This is a genomic window from Phenylobacterium soli (assembly GCF_003254475.1).
Classification (GTDB): domain Bacteria; phylum Pseudomonadota; class Alphaproteobacteria; order Caulobacterales; family Caulobacteraceae; genus Phenylobacterium; species Phenylobacterium soli.
Genome location: NZ_QFYQ01000001.1, coordinates 755,668 through 771,955 on the forward strand (window position 1 = coordinate 755,668; position 16,288 = coordinate 771,955).

The window sequence follows — 16,288 nt, forward strand, 5'->3', positions numbered from 1 at the left end:
AGGTCAAAGGATCGACTGGCCTGTCTTCTTCCAGTCACTCAGGAAAGTTTGAAGCCCCAACTCGGTTAACGGGTGCTTGAAGAGGGTCTTGAAAACCGGCGGCGGGATGGTCGCGCAGTCGGCCCCGGCGATGGCCGCGGCGGTCACGTGGGCCGGGTTGCGGATCGAGGCGGCGAGGATCTCGGTGTCGAAGTCGTAGTTGTCGTAGATCGCCCGGATCTCGCTGATCAGCTCCGAGCCGACCGCGCCGTAGTCGTCCAGCCGGCCGATGAACGGCGAGACGTAGGTGGCGCCGGCCTTGGCCGCGAGCAGGGCCTGGGGCGCGGAGAAGCAGAGGGTGACGTTGGTCTGGATGCCTTCGCGGGCGAAGGCGTGGGTGGCGATCAGCCCCTCGCGCGTCAGCGGCACCTTGACCACCACGTTCGAGGCGACCGCGGCCAGCTTGCGGCCCTCGGCCAGCATGCCCTGCGACTCCGTGGCGGCGACTTCGGCGCTCACCGGGCCCTCGACGATCTCGCAAATCTCGGCGATGACCTCCAGCATGGGGCGACCGGCTTTGGCGATCAGCGTGGGATTGGTGGTGACGCCGTCCACCAGGCCGGTGGCGGCGAGGTCCTTGAGCATCGTCACGTCGGCGGAATCGAGGAAAAGCTGCATCGCTGAGACCTTGAATGGGAATGGAAGCCTTGTAGCGGGCGAGCACGGGCGCGCGAAGGGCCAGGATCGCCCATGAGCCGCATCGCCTCCGTCCTCCTGCCGCTGCCGCTGCCCGAAGCCTTCGACTACGCCGAGCCGGAGGGCATGGAACTGCAGGTGGGCGACCAGGTGGCCGCCCCGCTCGGCCCCAACCTGATGCGCGGCGTGGTCACCGGCCTGCGGGACGGCGCCGGCCACAACCGCCCGCTCAAGGCTGTGCAGGCGCGGCTCGAGGAGCCCGCCCTGCCCGAAAAGACGCTCGAGTTCGTCCAGTGGGCCGCCCGCTATGCGGTGGATGCGCCGGGCCAGCCGCTCGCCATCGCCCTGCGCGGCGCCCGCGCGCCCAAGGCCAAGCCGCAGAAGCTGATCGAGCCCACCGGCGTCCTGCCGGGTCGGCCGACCGAGGCGCGGCTCAAGGTCCTGGCGGCGGCCAAGGCCGGTGCGGCCAGCGCCGCCGACCTCGCGCGCGCCGCCGGCGTCTCGGCGGGCGTGGTCAAGGGGCTCCTGGAGGAGGGCGCGCTCGCCGTCCGCACCCTCGAGCCCGCCGTCCGCTTCGAGGCACCGGACCCGCTGCGGGCGGGCTCGAAGCTCAACGACAGCCAGGCGGCCGCCGCCGAGGTCCTGCGCGGCCTCGTCCGCGACGGCGGCTTCCAGGTGGCCCTGATCGACGGGGTCACCGGCTCGGGCAAGACCGAGGTCTATCTGGAGGCGGCCGCCGAGGCGCTCGCCGCCGATCCTACGGCCCAGGTGCTGATCCTGCTGCCGGAGATCGCCCTGACCCAGGCGGTCATCGCCCGGGTCGCCGCCCGGTTCGGGGCCCAGCCGGGCGAATGGCATTCCGACGTCGCCCCGCCGGCCCGCCGCCGGGTCTGGGAAGGCGTGCTCTCCGGCGCCTGCCGCATCGTGGTCGGGGCGCGCTCGGCCCTGTTCCTGCCGTTCCGGAACCTGAGGCTCGTCGTCGTGGACGAGGAGCACGACAGCTCGTTTAAGCAGGAGGAGGGCTTCATCTATCACGCCCGCGACCTCGCCGTGGCGCGCGGCAAGATCGAGGCGTCGGCGGTGATCCTGGCCTCCGCTACGCCCAGCCTGGAAACCCTGCGCAACGCCGAGACCGGCCGCTACCACTGGCTCAAGCTCTCCGCGCGCCACGGCGTCGCGCGCTTGCCCGACATCGACCTGATCGACCTGCGCGACACCCCGCCCGAGAGTGGCCGCTGGCTCTCCCCGCCGCTGGTCGCGGTCATGGGCGAGACCCTCTCACGCGGCGAGCAGGTGCTCCTGTTCCTCAACAGGCGGGGCTATGCGCCCCTGGTCCTCTGCCGCGCCTGCGGCGAGCGGATGACCGCCCCGGACACCGACTCCTGGCTCGTCGAGCACCGCTACTCCGGCCGCCTCGTCTGCCACCTCACCGGCTTCTCCATGGCCAAGCCCGAGGCCTGCCCGCACTGCGGCGCCAGGGACAGCCTGGTGTCCATCGGTCCCGGCGTGGAGCGGGTGGAGGAGGAGGCGAGGAGCCTGTTCCCCGAGGCCCGCGTCGCCGTCTTCTCCTCCGACACCGTATTCGACGCCCGCGAGGCCAAGCGCCTGATCGAGGCCATGGCGGCCGGCGAGATCGACATCCTGGTGGCCACCCAGGCCGCCGCCAAGGGCCACAACTTCCCGAACCTCACCCTCGTCGGCGTGGTCGACGCCGACCTCGGCCTGCGCGGCGGCGACCTGCGGGCCGCCGAGCGCACCTATCAGCTGCTCGCCCAGGCGACCGGGCGCGCCGGGCGCAAGGACCGCCCGGGCCGCGCCCTGCTGCAGACCTACGCCCCCGACCACCCGGTCATGCAGGCCCTCGCCGCCCAGGATCGCGAAGCTTTCGTCGCCGCCGAGATGGGGGAGCGCGAGCTGGCCGGCCTGCCGCCCTTCGGCCGCCTCGCCGCGGTGGTCGCCTCCGACGTCGACGCCGCGCGGCTCGACGCCTTCTGCCGCGAGATGGCCGAGGCCGCCCCCAACACGCCCGGCGTCGAGGTCTACGGGCCGGCCGACGCCCCGCTCAGCCTGATCCGCGGCCGCCGCCGCAAGCGCTTCCTGGTGCGGGCCGACCGCACCGTCGACCTGTCCGCCTATATGGCCGCCTGGCGGGCCCGCGTGCGGCCGAAGGGGCAGACCCGCGTGGCCATCGACATCGACCCCTACAGCTTCCTCTAAGCCGGCAGGTTCTGGACCTGGGTGACGCTCAGCGCATTGAGCTGCGCCGGGGTCATGGCGGCGAGCTGGGTGGTGGTGAACTGCTGCAGCTGGGCGATCGTCAGCGCCGGGATCTGGGTCAGGGTCAGGGCCTGAATCTGGGTGGTGGAAAGGGTCGGCATCAGGCTGGCCGCCAGGGCGGCGGTCTGCATCGCCGTCAGCGCCGCGAACTGGGCGAGCGTCAACCGCGCGAAGCCGGTGGTGTCGAGGCTGGCCACCTGGGTGGTCGAGAAGGCCCGCACCTGGGTCGTGGTCAGCGCCGCGAACTGGGTCGCCGACAGGGCCTTGAAGGTGGTGGTCGACAGCGCCGCGAGCTGCGAGCTCGCCATCGCCCCTACCTGGGTCGAGGTCAGGGTCCCGAGATCGGTGGCCGTGATCTGGCCGAGCAGGGCGGTGGAGAAGCCCTGGGTCTGTGTGGTGGAGAGCTGGCCGATCTGGGTGCTGGTCAGGGCGCGCAGGCCGGTCAGGGTCAGCCCGCCCATCTGGCTGGAGGTTAGGGCCTTGAGCTGGGTGGTCGAGAACGCCCCCATGGCGGTCGCCGAGAGCACGCCGATCTGGCCGGAGGTGAAGGCCGCCACCTGATAGGCGGTGAGTTCGCCCACCTGGGTGCTGCTGAGGTTGTGGGTCAGGAAGGCCGACAGGCCGCGGATCTGGGTCGAGGTGAAGCTCGACACCTCGGTCGGCGTCAGGACGTCGAACTCGCTTACCGACAGCGCGCCCATCTGGGTGGCGGTGAAGGCGCCGACCTGGGTCGCCGCCAGCCGCAGGAAGTCGGTGACGCTGAGGGTGGCGATCTGGGTGAAGGTGAGGCCCTGCACGTGGGTCGCGTCGAGGGCCGCGATCTGGGTGTCGGTGAAGGCCGAGAGCACGCTGGTGGAGAGCGCCCCGATCTGGCTGGGCGTCAGGGCCGCCACCTGGGTCGCGCTCAGTTTCGGGAAGTCGGCCACCGCCAGGCCGGCGAACTGGGTGGTGGTGAGGGCCGCCGCCTGGCTGGCGGTCAACGCCCCGAGCGTTGTGGCGTCGAGCGACCACAGGCTGGTGGGGCTGAGGGCGGCGAGCTGGCTCGGCGCGAAGCCGCTCACCTGGGTCGCCGACAGCTCGGCGAAGTCGGTGTCGCTGAGGCTGCCGATCTGGGTGGCGGTGAGCCCGCCGATCTGGGGAGCCGAGAGGGCGCCGATCTGGGTGGCGTCGAGGGCGGCGAGCGCGCTGGTCGTCAGGCTGGCGAGCTGGCTCGCCGAGAGCGCCGCGAGCTGGGTCGGGCTGAGCGCCGCCGCCTGGGTGTCGGCGAGGCCGGCCACCTGGGCCGCGGTCAGGGCACCGATCTGGGTGGCGGAGAACTCGCCGATGTCGGTGGTGCTGAGCGCCGCGATCTGGGTCTTGGTCAGCCCCTTCACCTGGGTTGCCGAAATGCCGCTCACCTGGGTCGCGTCGAGCCCCGCCACGCGGGTCGTGGTCAGCGCCCCGAGCTGCGCCGCCGTCAGGGCCGCCAGATGGGTGGCGTCGAGGGCCGCGAACTGGCTGTCGGTGAAGGCGTTGAGCTGCGTCCCGTTCAGCGCCAGGAGCTGGGTGGTGTCGAAGACGATCGCGTCGTTGATCAGCGGCGTCTGGGTGGCCGTCAGCCCCTTGAGCTGGCTGGCGGTGAGCGCATGCACTTGGCTGGCCGACAGCGCCCCGAGCTCGGTGCCGGTCAGCGCCCCGACCTGGCTCGAGGTCATCTGCGAGACCTGGGTGGTCGTCAGCGCCTGTAGCGTGGTGACGCTCAGGTTGGCGATCTGGGCCAGCGACAGATAGCTGATGGGCATTGGGCCGCCCGAACCCCCGGCGTCGTCCCAGGCGTGATTCGCCTCAAGGCCGAAGGCTAGGGCGAGCGGCCCCCGCCCTCAATGACCGGTCTTCTTGTCCGCGTTCTTGCGGGCGGCGATGTTCAGCCCTTCGACCAGGCCCGAGAAGGCCATGGCGGCGTAGATGTAGCCCTTCGGCACGTGCACCCCGAAGGCGTCGGCGATCAGGGTGGCGCCGATCATCAGCAGGAAGCCGAGCGCCAGCATCACCACCGTCGGGTTGTTCTGGATGAACCGCGCCAGGGGACCGGAGGCGACCATCATCAGGCCCACGGCGATCACCACCGCCGCCATCATGATCGGCAGGTGCTCGGTCATGCCCACCGCCGTCAGGATCGAGTCGATCGAGAAGACGATGTCGAGGGCCAAGATCTGGACGATGGCCGCGGTGAAGCCCAGCCGCACCGGCGCCCGCTTGTCGAGGAGGTCGTCGCTCGGCGTCGGGTCGACCGAGTGGTGGATCTCGGTGGTCGCCTTCCAGACCAGGAACAGCCCGCCGGCCAGCAGGATCAGGTCGCGCCAGGAGAAGGCGAGGTCGATCACCGGATGTCCGTCCGCCCCCGCCGGGGCGGTGAACGGCAGCGCGAACACCGGCTTGGTCAGGCCGACGATGAAGGCCAGGGTCGAGAGCAGCACCAGGCGTAGGATCATCGCCAGGCCGATGCCGATCCGGCGCGCCCGCCCGCGGGTTTCCGGCGGCAGCTTGTTCGACAGTATCGAGACGAAGACCAGGTTGTCGACGCCCAGCACCACTTCCATGACTACCAGGGTCACCAGCGCCGCCCAGGCCTCCGGGCTCGTGACCAGCGCCGCCAGATTGTCCATTCGCGTCCCGACCTCGTTGGATACCCAGCCCGCTCTTCTACCCGATCCGTGGGCGCCGCCTAGGCCCCGATGCGCCCAGCGCAGGGTCGGCGCCTGCCCAAATCTCGGACAAATCGCAGGCGCGGCCGCCCTCGCATTTTTGTGAAGTCACCGCCGCGGCGCAGCGCAGGCGGCGCGAAAACAGGCGCTAGCCTCGCCGATGCGCTTGTTTCACCACGTTACAATCTTGTGAGGTGAGAATATCGGGCGTCGCCTCACTGTAGATCTGAGAAGAACGTCTTGGTTTATAGAGCTTAACGACAGTCGGTCCGCGCCCGCTTCGGGCATAGTTGTCTGTGAGCGGGGTCGCGCGTTAGGGATTTGTGCTTCTAAGCTCTTTTGTCTCGCAACTATTGGGCGGCGAGGCGATCCGCGTTCGCGGAATGACCGGCCGTGAGTCGCGGCCGAATCGATTTAAACCCTCTTTTCACTCATTGGGAGATAGGGTTATCCCTTAGCCCGTAGTGTCGGGGAGTGCCCAAAACATGTCGAAACGACCGAGAACCCTGCTGGGTTCCCTGGCCGTCGCGGCCGTTCTGATCCTCGCGCCCACGTCCGGCGCTGTCGCGGACACCTATTGGCAGTGCGCGACCTTCGCGCGCCTGGCTTCCGGCATTCAGATCTTCGGCGACGCCTATACCTGGTGGACCCAGGCCATCGGCCGCTATGAGCGCGGCATCCAGCCCAAGGCCGGCGCCGTCCTCTGCTTCAAGCCCACCGAGCGGATGAAGCTCGGCCACGTGGCCGTGGTCAGCCAGGTGCTCACCGACCGCGTCATCCAGATCACCCACGCCAACTGGTCGCCCATCGACGGTTCGCGCGGCAAGATCGAGAAGGACGTCACCCTGATCGACGTCTCCCAGGGCGGCGACTGGTCGATGGTCAAGGTTTGGTACGGCCCGAACCGCGACATGGGCGGCTCGACCTATCCGACCTATGGCTTCATCTACCAGGACACCCAGGCCCGCGTGATGGCCGCCTCGGGCTTCGCCAAGGCCGAGAACACCGCCATCGCCATGGCCCAGCAGGCCGCGAGCCAGGTGGCCGCCGCCGTCCGTCCGGGCGTCGGGCCGCTGCAGGTCCTGAGCCAGGCGGCCGACTCCACCGACCGCATCGCGGCCCTGATCGCCGCCGCCACGCGCGGCGACGGCGCCGGCAACTGACCAGGTTTCGGGGGCGCCGCCCGAGCGGGCGGCCTCCCTGCCTCGGCCCGGGTTGCATACCGGATCGACTAAACCTGAAATCGTCTTTTTCGGCGCCCGTGCAACCGTTTCTTAAGCGCGGGCGGGCCAAGGTCGCGGACCTGTAAGGTCCGCATGTCGTCCCAAGCCCAACCCTATCATCTGGCGCTCGACGCCCAGAGCCTGCGCGACGCCGTCGACGCTCACCAGAAGTATCTGGCGGGCCGCTCGGGCGGGCGGCGGCTGTCGCTGACCTATGCGGACCTGTCAAACTGCTCGCTTGATGGGCTGGACCTGCGCGAGGCCGACCTCGCCGGCGCCAAGCTGACGGGCGCCAGCCTGATCAAGACCAATCTCACTCGCGCCATCCTGTTCGGCTCGGACCTGCGCGAGGCCGACCTGCGGCGGGCGAACCTCAAGCGCGCCGACCTGCGCGGCGCCTGCCTGCGCGGCGCCAACCTCGCCGGCGCCGACCTCTCCGGCTGCGACCTGCGCGAGGGCCGCATCGCGCTGCAGGACAAGCTCGACGGCTTCCGCATCCTGCGCCACGAGCACCGCCCGGGCGAGCTCAACTATGCGGTCCTCACCGGCGCCAACCTTTCCGGCGCCCAGATGACCTCGACCGTGGCCATGGCCTCCGACTTCACCGACGCCAACCTCTCCGGCGCGCACCTCTCCGGCGCGCGGCTGACGCGGGCCGTGCTCGACGGCGCGGACCTGTCGGGCGCCGACCTCGGCGGGGCCGACCTCTCCGGCGCCTCGATGAAGCGCACGGTGGTGGCCGGCGCCAACCTCGACAACGCCAACCTCGACAACGTCGATCTCACCGAGGTGCTGAAAGGCCCGCCGCCCATCGTCTACGTCGACGACCGCGCCCTCGACGAGGTGCTGGTCGACCACGAGACCTATTGCGACTCCGGCGGCCGCAAGGGCGCGATCCTCAGCCTGCCGGCCATCGACTTCCGGCCGCTCAAGGCGCTGCGCGGCCGCCGCCTGACCGGCCTCAGCGCCCCGGGCTCGATCTTCTTCGGGCTCGACATGCAGAAGGTCCAGCTCCAGGGCGCGGACCTCACCGGCTGCGACTTCCGCGGCGCCGACCTGCGCGAGGCCGACCTTCGCGGCGCCAAGCTCGTCGACGCTCAGATGACCCGCTGCGATCTTCGGGGCGCCAAGCTCGGCCCGCTGATGATCTCCGAGGGTCGCTTCGTGCGCACCGACCTGACCCGCGCCACCCTGCGCGCCGCCGACCTGCGCGGCGCCTCGGCCAAGCGCGCCCGCCTCCTGGAGGCCGACCTCACCCAGGCCAAGGTCGCCGGCTGCGACCTCACCGGCGCGGAGATGGAGACCTAGCGGCTCCTCAGAGGTCCTCGACCTTGCAGCCCGTCGCGTCGTGGATGCGGTCGGCGACGATGCGGCGGTGGCAGCCGGCGGCGTCGGCCTCGTAGCAGAGCAGGGCGGCCTTGCGCTCGCGGGCGATCTCCGTCGCCTTGGCGAGCTGCAGCTGCGCGGCGGGCTCTGCCAGGTGCGCCTTGTAGATCTTGTGCATCTCGGCCACGTGACCCTTGTGCGCGGCGTCGCGGCCCGGCTTGGGCGTGCCGAGGTCGCGGAAATGGACGTAGTCGATGCCGGCCTCGGCCAGGCTCGCCGCCAGCAGGGTCTTGGAGAAGCCGGCCCGGCGCGAGGCGGCCACGGCGCGCACGTCGATCACCACCTCGACGCCGGCCGCCCTCAGCTTGCTGATCACCGCATCCTGGGTCTCGTGCTCGTAGCCGATGGTCGCAAGCGGCTTCATCGCCGGTCTCTCCCCTTGGTCTCCCTAGCGTGAAGTCTATATGGGGACCTCGTCGGGAGGTTCCATGGACGCGAAGCTCAGTCACGAACCCGTCGCGCGGCGCGTGCCGCTGCCGAGCCGGGACGGCGAGATGGCCTATCTCGACTTCGGCCCGCCCGAGCGGGCGGTCGACCTCGTCTTCTCCCACGCCAACGGTTTCAACGCTCGCACCTACCGCACGATCCTCGGCCCGCTGGCCGGGGAGATGCGCATCCTCGCCATCGACCTGCGCGGCCATGGCGCGACAACCCTGCCGACGGTGATCGAGGGGCGCGAAGGCTGGATCGAGATGCGCGACGACCTCCTGGCCTTCCTCGAGGCGGCGACGGATCGCCCCGTGGCGCTCTCCGGCCATTCGATGGGCGGCACCACCAGCCTGCTCGCGGCCGCGGCGCAGCCCGACCGGGTGCGGCGCCTGGCGCTTCTGGATCCGGTGATCTTCGAGTCTGCGAAGGTCGCCGATGCGGAGGAATCCCCGCTCGCCCAGGGCGCGGCGCGCCGCCGGGCGGTGTTCCCCTCCAAGGCGGCGGTCCGCGAGGCCTACCAGGGCCGCGGCGCCTTCAAGACCTGGACCGCCGAACAGGTCGCCGACTATGTCGAGGCCGGGTTCCGCGACACCGCCGACGGTCAGGTGACGCTCACCTGCGCGCCGGCGTGGGAGGCTTCGAACTTCCGCACCCACAACTACGACCCGTTCGCGGCCTTCGCGCAGAGCCGCTGTCCGATCGACATCCGCCAGGCGGAGATCGCCTCCACCTGCCGCCTCGAGGGCCATCAGGCCGGCCTGACCCGCGACGGGCGCATCACCGTCCAGGTGGTCCCCGGCACGAGCCATTTCCTGCCCATGGAGCGGCCCGACGTCGTCGCCGAGGCGCTGCGCCGGGCGGTCGCTCCCTAGGGCGCGAGCGCCCTAGCGCTTGCCTTCGCTGGGGTCGCCCTGCGGCCCCTCGAACCCCTCCTGCTTGGCCGCCTCGGGGGAGGTGTCGCCAGCGCCCTGGCGCGGCTGCGGATTGGCGCTCGGCTGGAAGCTGCGGCTCTCACCGGTCACCTGCTCGGTCCGCCCGGTGCGCTCCACCGCATCGTCCTGGCGCACCGAGGGGTAGCGCTCGGGTCCGCCCTCGTTGTCCGAGGCGTTGAGCGGCTGGGCGTCGTTCTCCTTGCGGCCGGAGGTCTGGATCCGATCCTCGTTCGCCGCGCGCTTGGTGTCGTGGGACTGGCCTTCGCGTTCGTCCGCCATCACGTGCCTCCATCGGGTTTGCTCGCGGAGGGAAGCGCCGGGGCGGGGCCCGCGTTCCCGTCCTTCGCGCGGCGGGCGCTGTAACCTTCCCCGGCTCGCCGCCGAACTCACCCTGTGGCAGACTTCGACGGACGGGGGAGAGACGCCATGGCGAACGCGCGCGGGACACGGCCCGCCAAGCTCCTCATCCGCCGCCACTCGCTGGCGACGCGGCTGACCCACTGGCTCAATGTGCTGGCGCTCACCCTGCTGCTGATGAGCGGGCTGCAGATCTTCAACGCCCACCCGGCGCTCTACTGGGGCGCCAAGTCGGTGTTCGCCCATCCCTGGCTCGCCATGCTGCCGGGCGAGCGGGGCGGCCAGCCGGTGGGCGTCACCTTGCTCGGCGGGCACATGTTCGACACCACCGGCCTGTTCGGCTGGTCGGGGCGGCCGGGCATGGGCGAGCCGCGCGGCTTCCCCGCCTGGGCGACGATCCCCAGCTACCGCGACCTGGCCGACGGCCGGCGCTGGCACTTCTTCTTCGCCTGGGTCTTCGTCCTGAACGGCCTCGCCTACCTGGCGCTGGGCTTCCTCACGCGGCACATCCAGCGCGACCTCTGGCCCCGGGCCTGGCAGCTGAGGCCCGCCCACGTCTGGCACGAGATCGTCACCCACGCCCAGCTCCGGTTCCCGAAGGGCGAGGCCGCCCGGACCTACAACATCCTGCAGAAGGCGACCTACCTGGCCGTGATCTTCGTCCTCCTGCCGGCCATGGTCGCCACCGGCCTGACCATGTCGCCAGGCGTCGACGCCGGCGCGCCCTGGCTGCTGGACCTCTTTGGCGGCCGCCAGTCGGCGCGCTCGATCCACTTCGTGACGGCCACGCTGGTCGTCCTCTTCGTGCTGGTGCACCTCCTGATGGTCGTCGCCTCCGGGCTCTGGAACAACCTGCGCTCCATGATCACCGGCCGTTACGCCATCGACGCCGACAAACCTGAGGGAGGGGCGGCATGAGCCTCGATCGACGCGGCTGGCTGAAGGCCGCCGGCGCGGGCCTCGGCGGGCTGTGGCTCGCCGCCTGCAACAAGCTCACCGAGAACCCGACCTCGGCCGGGATGTTGAAGAGCGCCGAGGGCCTGACCCGTCGGGTCCAGCGCCTGGTGGTCGACCGCAAGGCTCTGGCGCGCGAGTTCACCGCCGCCGACATCTCGCCCGACTTCAAGCCCAACGGCTCCATCGATCCGCGCGACGCCGACTACGTGGCCCACAGCGCGAACGGCTTCGCCGACTGGAAGCTGGTGATCGACGGCCTCGTCGAGCGGCCGCTGCAGCTCAGCCTCGCCGAGCTCCGCGCGCTGCCGGCCAGGACCCAGATCACCCGCCACGACTGCGTCGAGGGCTGGTCCTCGATCGCCAAGTGGCAGGGGGCGCGGCTCGGTCCGCTGCTCGACCGGGCGGGGCTGAAGCCCGACGCCCGCTACATCGTCTTCCACTGCGCCGACAGCCTCGGCGAGGAGCCTGGCGCGGCGGGCAAGTACTACGAGAGCATCGACCTCATCGACGCCTATCACCCGCAGACCATCCTCGCCTACGCGATGAACGACGCCGCCCTGCCGGTCGCGCACGGCGCCCCGGTGCGCCTGCGGGTCGAACGGCAGCTCGGCTACAAGCAGGCCAAGTACATCATGCGCCTGGAGGCGGTGGCCGACTTCGCCCATCTCGGGCGCGGCAAGGGCGGCTTCTGGGAGGACCGCGGCTACGAGTGGTACGCCGGCATCTAGCCGGACCCGTCATCCTGCCAGCGGTCGGGCCTCGTCCCAGACCTTCAGCACCCCGAGCTGCGACAGCGCGGCGAACAGCCGGTGCAGGTTGGACGCGTTGTCGATCAGCGCCGGGCGCAGCCTCGGCCCGGCGAGGGTGCGGGCCGGCACGATCAGTCCGCCCTTCACCCGCTCGCAGAAGCCGGCCTCCATCAGGGCGGTGACGCGCCGGCGGGCGGTCTCGTAGGGCACGCCCAGCCGGACGGCGAGGGACTGGGCCGCCATGGGAAGGCGCCGGTCGTCCGGGATCGGGGCCGAATGGGCGAGGTCGGCCGGCCAGTCGGCGACGTTGGAGCGGAAGATCTCCAGCAGGATGAGGGCGTCCAGCAGGTCGCCGATCTTGGCCAGGTCCTCGACGACCCGGAGCATGTAGGCGCCTACCAGGCGCGCCGCGGCGCGGATCGGGAAGACGGCGCCGGGCTCGGCGGCCGACGCCGGCAGGTCGCGCAACAGCCCGAGGTCGGCCAGCTGGTAATAGAAGGTCTGCAGCCGCTGGAAGCCGCGGAAGGCGTCGGCGTAGTAGTGGGGCCGCTGCAGCACCTCCGCCGGCACGATGACCCCGCCGCCGACCGTGCGGCACATCCCCTCGGCCACCAGGCCCTTCACCCGACGCCGGGCGGTCTCGAACGGGATCTGCAGGGAGCTGGAGAGGGCGTTGATGCTAATCGGCACGCGCAGATCGTCGGGCGGGATCTCGTCGCTCTCGGCGTAGGCGCGGTGCAGGTCAGGCCGGCGGCTGATCTCCTGAACGTTGGCCTGGATGATGGCGCTGACCAGAAGGGTGTCGAGCACGTGCCCGTCGCCGCGGGCGATGGCGACGGCGTCGAGCACATAGGCCACCGTCAGCCGGCTCATGAGCCGCAGCCGGCCTTCGTCGTCGCCGAGCGGCGCGAGCGGCGCGGCCGTTGCGGGTGCGGTCATGGCCTGCTCCCCCAGACCTAACATCGGTATCTAGGATGAGGGGCGCGAGGCGTTCGGACAAGGCGCCTATGGTGGAGTTCAGTACGGGTTCTTGGCGATCAGCGCGGCTTCCTGGGCGCAGGCGGCGGCGTCGGGCGCGGGTCCGGCCGCGCGGGCGGCGGCCACCTCGGCCCGCGCCGCGTCCATGTCCGACCGGAACTGGGCGACGCCGTGCAGCGCCGCCACCAGGATCGCCCCGTTGTCGCGGCCCGCGTCGACCGCGCTCAGCGAGTGCACGCCGCAGACCAGCCGGTTCTCGCCGAATGCGCGCGCGCGGGTGAGGATCGGGGCCGCCCGGTCGGGGGCGAGCTCGGCGAGGATCAGGCCCACCGTCCAGCTCCAAGTGTTGTGGCCGGAGGGATAGTCGGGGCTGGCGGCCAGGGAGGCGTCGCGCGGCACGCAGATCGCGCCCTTGTCGCGCAGGTAGGGGCGGGGCCGCTGGTAGATGTCCTTCGGCCGGTTCGTCGCCCGGCTCGCATCAGGCGCCACCTTGGCGAGCAGGGCCAGGGTGCGCGGCGCGTTCTTCGGCGTCAGCTCGACCCCGAGCGCGCAGGCCAGGTCCTTGACGATGCCGGCGGAGTTGGCGTCGTTCTGCGCCATGGCCCAGCGTGGGTCGTGCTCGTAGCGCCGGGTGGCGCGATAGATCTCCCGGTCGGCGCGATCGCGCGGATCGCCGGGCCTGGGCGCCGGCGGCAGGACGGCGTAGGTGTCCGGCGCGCTCTCGCCGAGATAGCCGGAGGCCCGCGGCGCCGGCGTCATCGCCGCCTGGGGAGCCGCCTGCTGGGCGATCGCTGCGCCCGCCACCAGGATCAGGGCGTTCGCGACCGCCGCCGCGCCAAGCTTCATCCCCATGACCTGCTCCCGAACCCCTGAGGCGGCAGGTGTCGCAGAGCCGCGGCCGGGGTTCAACCGATCGCAGGCCGTGTGGCGGCCGGACGCGAAAAAGCCCGCCGCGGCGACCGCGGCGGGCTTCCTCGTTCCGTCGGCCGTCGAACGGCCTACTTGGCTTCGAACAGCTTGGCCCAGCGGCGCTTCTCGCGGGTCTTCCAGGAGCCCTGATGCCACGCGTTGGAGGCGATCAGCGGGACCACGGTGGTGGCCTCGGCGAACACCATCTGCTCCCAGGTGACGTCGACCTTGCCCCAGGAGCAGGCCTCCTTGAGCGTCGAGGACGAGCAGGCGCCGTCGCGCACGTCGGCCACGGTGATCTGGACCGCGTACTTGTGCATCTCCGCCTCGTGGCCGAGGATCTCCGCGCAGACCACGGTGTCCTGCGCGAAGTTCTTCGGCACGCCGCCGCCGACCATGAACAGGCCCGTGGTGCCCGCCTTGATCTTGATGTCGGTGAGCTCGCGGAAGTCGGCGACGCTGTCGATGGTCAGGTAGGGCTTGCCTTCCTTCATCCGCTCCACCTGATGCTTCACCAGGCCGAAGCCGGCGGAGCTGTCGGTGAAGGCCGGGCAGAAGATCGGCACGCCTTCCTCATAGGCCGTCTGCACCAGGCTGCCGGGCTTCTTGGCGTTGCCCGCCGCCAGCCACTTGCCCATCTCGTGGATGAACTCGCGCGAGGAATAGGGGCGCGGCTCCAGCGCGTTGCACAGATCGTAGATCGTGCCGTCGCAGTTCTGCAGCTCTTCTTCGTCGATGTAGGTGTCGTAGATCCGGTCGATGTAGAGGTCGCGCAGGTCGCGATCGTCGACGCCGCCCTGGGCCTGGTAGTGCCGGAAGCCCAGCGCCTCGAAGAAGTCCATGTCGACGATCGAGGCGCCGGTGGCCACAATCACGTCGATCATCCCGTACTTCACCATGTCGCGGTAGATGTGCATGCAGCCGGCCGCCGAGGTGGAGCCCGCCAGCGTCAGCCAGGTCGAGCAGTCCTTGTCCTCAAGCGACATCGACCAGATGTCGGCCGCGCGCGCGGTGTCGCGGCTGGTGAAGCTCATCTTGCGCATGGCGTCGATCACCGGGCGGGCGTCGTACTGGTCGATCGCCACGTGCTCGACGGTCTTCGAAAGCAGCTCGGCCTTCTTGTTGGTGTTCTTGGAAGGAGCGTTCATGACCCTTCGTTCCCTTGAGGTTTGAGCGCCCGTCCAAATAGCGAGGCGCGGCCGGGACGGAGCGACCGGCCGCGCCTATAACACTTCCCGTAAGACGGTTGTTACCGCTTGCGGCGCTTCTTGCCGGCCGCGCCCTTTGGCCGCGACAGGCGGACGACCTTGCGCTCCTCCTCCTGGCGCTCGCGCGGCAGGGGGATGGTGCGGCCGGCCAGGCCGAACATGGACGCCATCGGCGCATCGCCCACGACCACGGTCTCGGCGTCGCCGTAACCGTTGAAGCGCGTGTTCATGGCCACGCCGTAGGCGCCCAGCATGCCGATCTCCACATAGTCGCCCTCGCGGACGTCCTCGGGGAGCCAGAACGGGCCCGGCATGTGGTCGAGGCTGTCGCAGGTCGGTCCGTAGAAACGAAAGGGCTTCAGGGGGCCCTCCACTTCCTGAGCCTCGGCGCCGCCGCGATAGAGCTTCACCGGGAACGGCCACTTGGCGTGCGCGGCGTCGAACAGGCTGCCGTAGCTGCCGTCGTTCAGATAGAGCGCCTCGCCCTTGCGCAGCTCGACCTTGGTGAGGATCGACTGGGCCTCGGCGACCAGCGCCCGGCCCGGCTCGCACCACAGCTCGGTGTCCTCGTGGACCATCATGTCGGCGAAGCCGCGCTGGATGGAGTCCACGTAGTCCGACATCTGCGGCGGGACCATGCCCGGGTAGACCGACGGGAAGCCGCCGCCCACGTCCACCACGTCGACCATGACGCCGGCGCGCACGATGGCGCGGCTCGCCTGGGCCATGGCGGCCTGGAAGGCCGTCGGCCGCATGCATTGGCTGCCCACGTGGAACGAGACGCCCATGCGGTCCTGGGTCGCGCGGCGCGCGGCCAGCAGCAGGGACGGGGCCTCGTGGAGGTCGACGCCGAACTTGCCCGACAGCGAGTAGGCCGCCCCGTCCGCCGAGACCGCCAGGCGGACGATCAGCGACAGGTCGTCGGCGCCGCCGGTGGCCTCGAGGATCTTGGCGAGCTCCTCGTGCGTGTCGAACGAGAAGGTCTTCACCCCGTAGTCGAAGTAGGCCTTGGCGATGGCCGCCCGGCTCTTCACCGGGTGCATGAAGGCCATGCGCGCGCCCGGCGCGTGCTCGGCCACCAGCTCGACTTCAGGGATGGAGGCGACGTCGAAGGCGTTCACGCCGTTGCCGGCGAGGGTCTCGACCACCCACGGCGAAGGGTTCGCCTTCACCGCGTAGAAAACGTCACCTTTGAAATTGTCCTGGAACCAGCGCGCCGCTGTGGCCACCACGTCCGGTCGCGCTAGGGCGACGGGACGCTCCGGGGACCGCTCGCGGACCAGGTCCAGGGGCGTATGGTACGTGTGCACCTCACGCAACCCCCAAGGAATTGTTGAACCCAGACCGGCGTTAGCAGCGCTTGTTAGGACATCGGGTCCGCCGGAAGACGCGCAAATAGGGGTATCAGTCGGGGATGTAAAGAGTCTTACCGCGCGTCAGACTGTCATACTTCGAGAACATGGTTATCGCGCCGTGTTGAGCTCCTGTTTCTTCTGGGCGATCAGAGGCTTGAATCGCCTGATA

15 protein-coding genes are annotated in these 16,288 nt (G+C 70.4%); 6 read left to right on the forward strand and 9 right to left on the reverse strand.

Going from position 1 to position 16,288, the window contains the following annotated elements:
* Nucleotides 1-3: 3 nt before the first annotated feature.
* Nucleotides 4-657: a fructose-6-phosphate aldolase gene (gene fsa / locus DJ017_RS03885; protein WP_111527479.1), complete on the reverse strand. Its 654-nt coding sequence runs from the start codon at nt 655-657 to the stop codon at nt 4-6.
* A 72-nt stretch (nt 658-729) separates the two neighbouring features.
* On the opposite strand from fsa, the gene DJ017_RS03890 reads away from it, so the two are divergent.
* On the forward strand, nt 730-2,892 hold the full coding sequence (locus DJ017_RS03890; protein ID WP_111527480.1) for a primosomal protein N': 2,163 nt from the start codon (nt 730-732) through the stop codon (nt 2,890-2,892).
* On the opposite strand, the gene DJ017_RS03895 is transcribed toward DJ017_RS03890, so the two are convergent.
* Nucleotides 2,889-4,733: a hypothetical protein gene (locus tag DJ017_RS03895; protein WP_111527481.1), complete on the reverse strand. Its 1,845-nt coding sequence runs from the start codon at nt 4,731-4,733 to the stop codon at nt 2,889-2,891. The genes DJ017_RS03890 and DJ017_RS03895 overlap by 4 nt on opposite strands.
* Nucleotides 4,734-4,811: 78 nt before the next feature.
* Nucleotides 4,812-5,597, reverse strand: a complete 786-nt coding sequence (locus DJ017_RS03900; protein WP_111527482.1) for a TerC family protein — start codon at nt 5,595-5,597, stop codon at nt 4,812-4,814.
* A 524-nt stretch (nt 5,598-6,121) separates the two neighbouring features.
* Here DJ017_RS03900 and DJ017_RS03905 point away from each other — a divergent pair.
* Together DJ017_RS03905 and DJ017_RS03910 are read left to right on the forward strand one after the other, a co-directional pair.
* The gene (locus DJ017_RS03905) at nt 6,122-6,799 is read left to right on the forward strand and encodes a CHAP domain-containing protein (protein ID WP_111527483.1); all 678 of its coding nucleotides are present in this window, start codon (nt 6,122-6,124) and stop codon (nt 6,797-6,799) included.
* 153 nt (nt 6,800-6,952) lie between these two features.
* The gene (locus DJ017_RS03910) at nt 6,953-8,167 is read left to right on the forward strand and encodes a pentapeptide repeat-containing protein (protein WP_111527484.1); all 1,215 of its coding nucleotides are present in this window, start codon (nt 6,953-6,955) and stop codon (nt 8,165-8,167) included.
* A gap of 7 nt (nt 8,168-8,174) precedes the next feature.
* Here the strand turns inward: DJ017_RS03910 and DJ017_RS03915 are convergent, their stop codons facing one another.
* Complete coding sequence (locus DJ017_RS03915) at nt 8,175-8,609, reverse strand: DUF488 domain-containing protein (RefSeq protein WP_111527485.1); 435 nt, start codon at nt 8,607-8,609, stop codon at nt 8,175-8,177.
* Between the two features lie 64 nt (nt 8,610-8,673).
* On the opposite strand from DJ017_RS03915, the gene DJ017_RS03920 reads away from it, so the two are divergent.
* Nucleotides 8,674-9,546, forward strand: a complete 873-nt coding sequence (locus DJ017_RS03920; protein ID WP_111527486.1) for an alpha/beta fold hydrolase — start codon at nt 8,674-8,676, stop codon at nt 9,544-9,546.
* A gap of 12 nt (nt 9,547-9,558) precedes the next feature.
* Here the strand turns inward: DJ017_RS03920 and DJ017_RS03925 are convergent, their stop codons facing one another.
* Nucleotides 9,559-9,885 carry a hypothetical protein gene (locus DJ017_RS03925; protein WP_111527487.1) on the reverse strand — a complete coding sequence of 109 codons (327 nt, stop codon included), beginning with the start codon at nt 9,883-9,885 and terminating at the stop codon, nt 9,559-9,561.
* 147 nt (nt 9,886-10,032) lie between these two features.
* Here DJ017_RS03925 and DJ017_RS03930 point away from each other — a divergent pair, with 147 nt between their 5' ends.
* Nucleotides 10,033-10,881 carry a cytochrome b/b6 domain-containing protein gene (locus tag DJ017_RS03930; protein WP_111527488.1) on the forward strand — a complete coding sequence of 283 codons (849 nt, stop codon included), beginning with the start codon at nt 10,033-10,035 and terminating at the stop codon, nt 10,879-10,881.
* Nucleotides 10,878-11,648, forward strand: a complete 771-nt coding sequence (locus DJ017_RS03935) for a molybdopterin-binding protein (protein WP_111527489.1) — start codon at nt 10,878-10,880, stop codon at nt 11,646-11,648. The genes DJ017_RS03930 and DJ017_RS03935 overlap by 4 nt, the downstream gene beginning before the upstream one ends.
* Before the next feature lie 9 nt (nt 11,649-11,657).
* On the opposite strand, the gene DJ017_RS20730 is transcribed toward DJ017_RS03935, so the two are convergent.
* From DJ017_RS20730 to DJ017_RS03955, 4 genes are all read right to left on the reverse strand, one after another.
* Nucleotides 11,658-12,608, reverse strand: coding sequence for a hypothetical protein (locus tag DJ017_RS20730; protein WP_227000006.1), 951 nt, complete (start codon nt 12,606-12,608; stop codon nt 11,658-11,660).
* 78 nt (nt 12,609-12,686) lie between these two features.
* Nucleotides 12,687-13,499, reverse strand: coding sequence for an acid phosphatase (locus DJ017_RS03945; protein ID WP_111527490.1), 813 nt, complete (start codon nt 13,497-13,499; stop codon nt 12,687-12,689).
* A 146-nt stretch (nt 13,500-13,645) separates the two neighbouring features.
* On the reverse strand, nt 13,646-14,704 hold the full coding sequence (locus DJ017_RS03950) for a 1,9-bis(guanidino)-5-aza-nonane synthase (protein ID WP_111527491.1): 1,059 nt from the start codon (nt 14,702-14,704) through the stop codon (nt 13,646-13,648).
* A 101-nt stretch (nt 14,705-14,805) separates the two neighbouring features.
* A complete protein-coding gene (locus DJ017_RS03955) occupies nt 14,806-16,074 on the reverse strand; it encodes a type III PLP-dependent enzyme (protein ID WP_111527492.1) in 1,269 nt (422 codons plus the stop codon).
* Nucleotides 16,075-16,288: the final 214 nt, after the last annotated feature.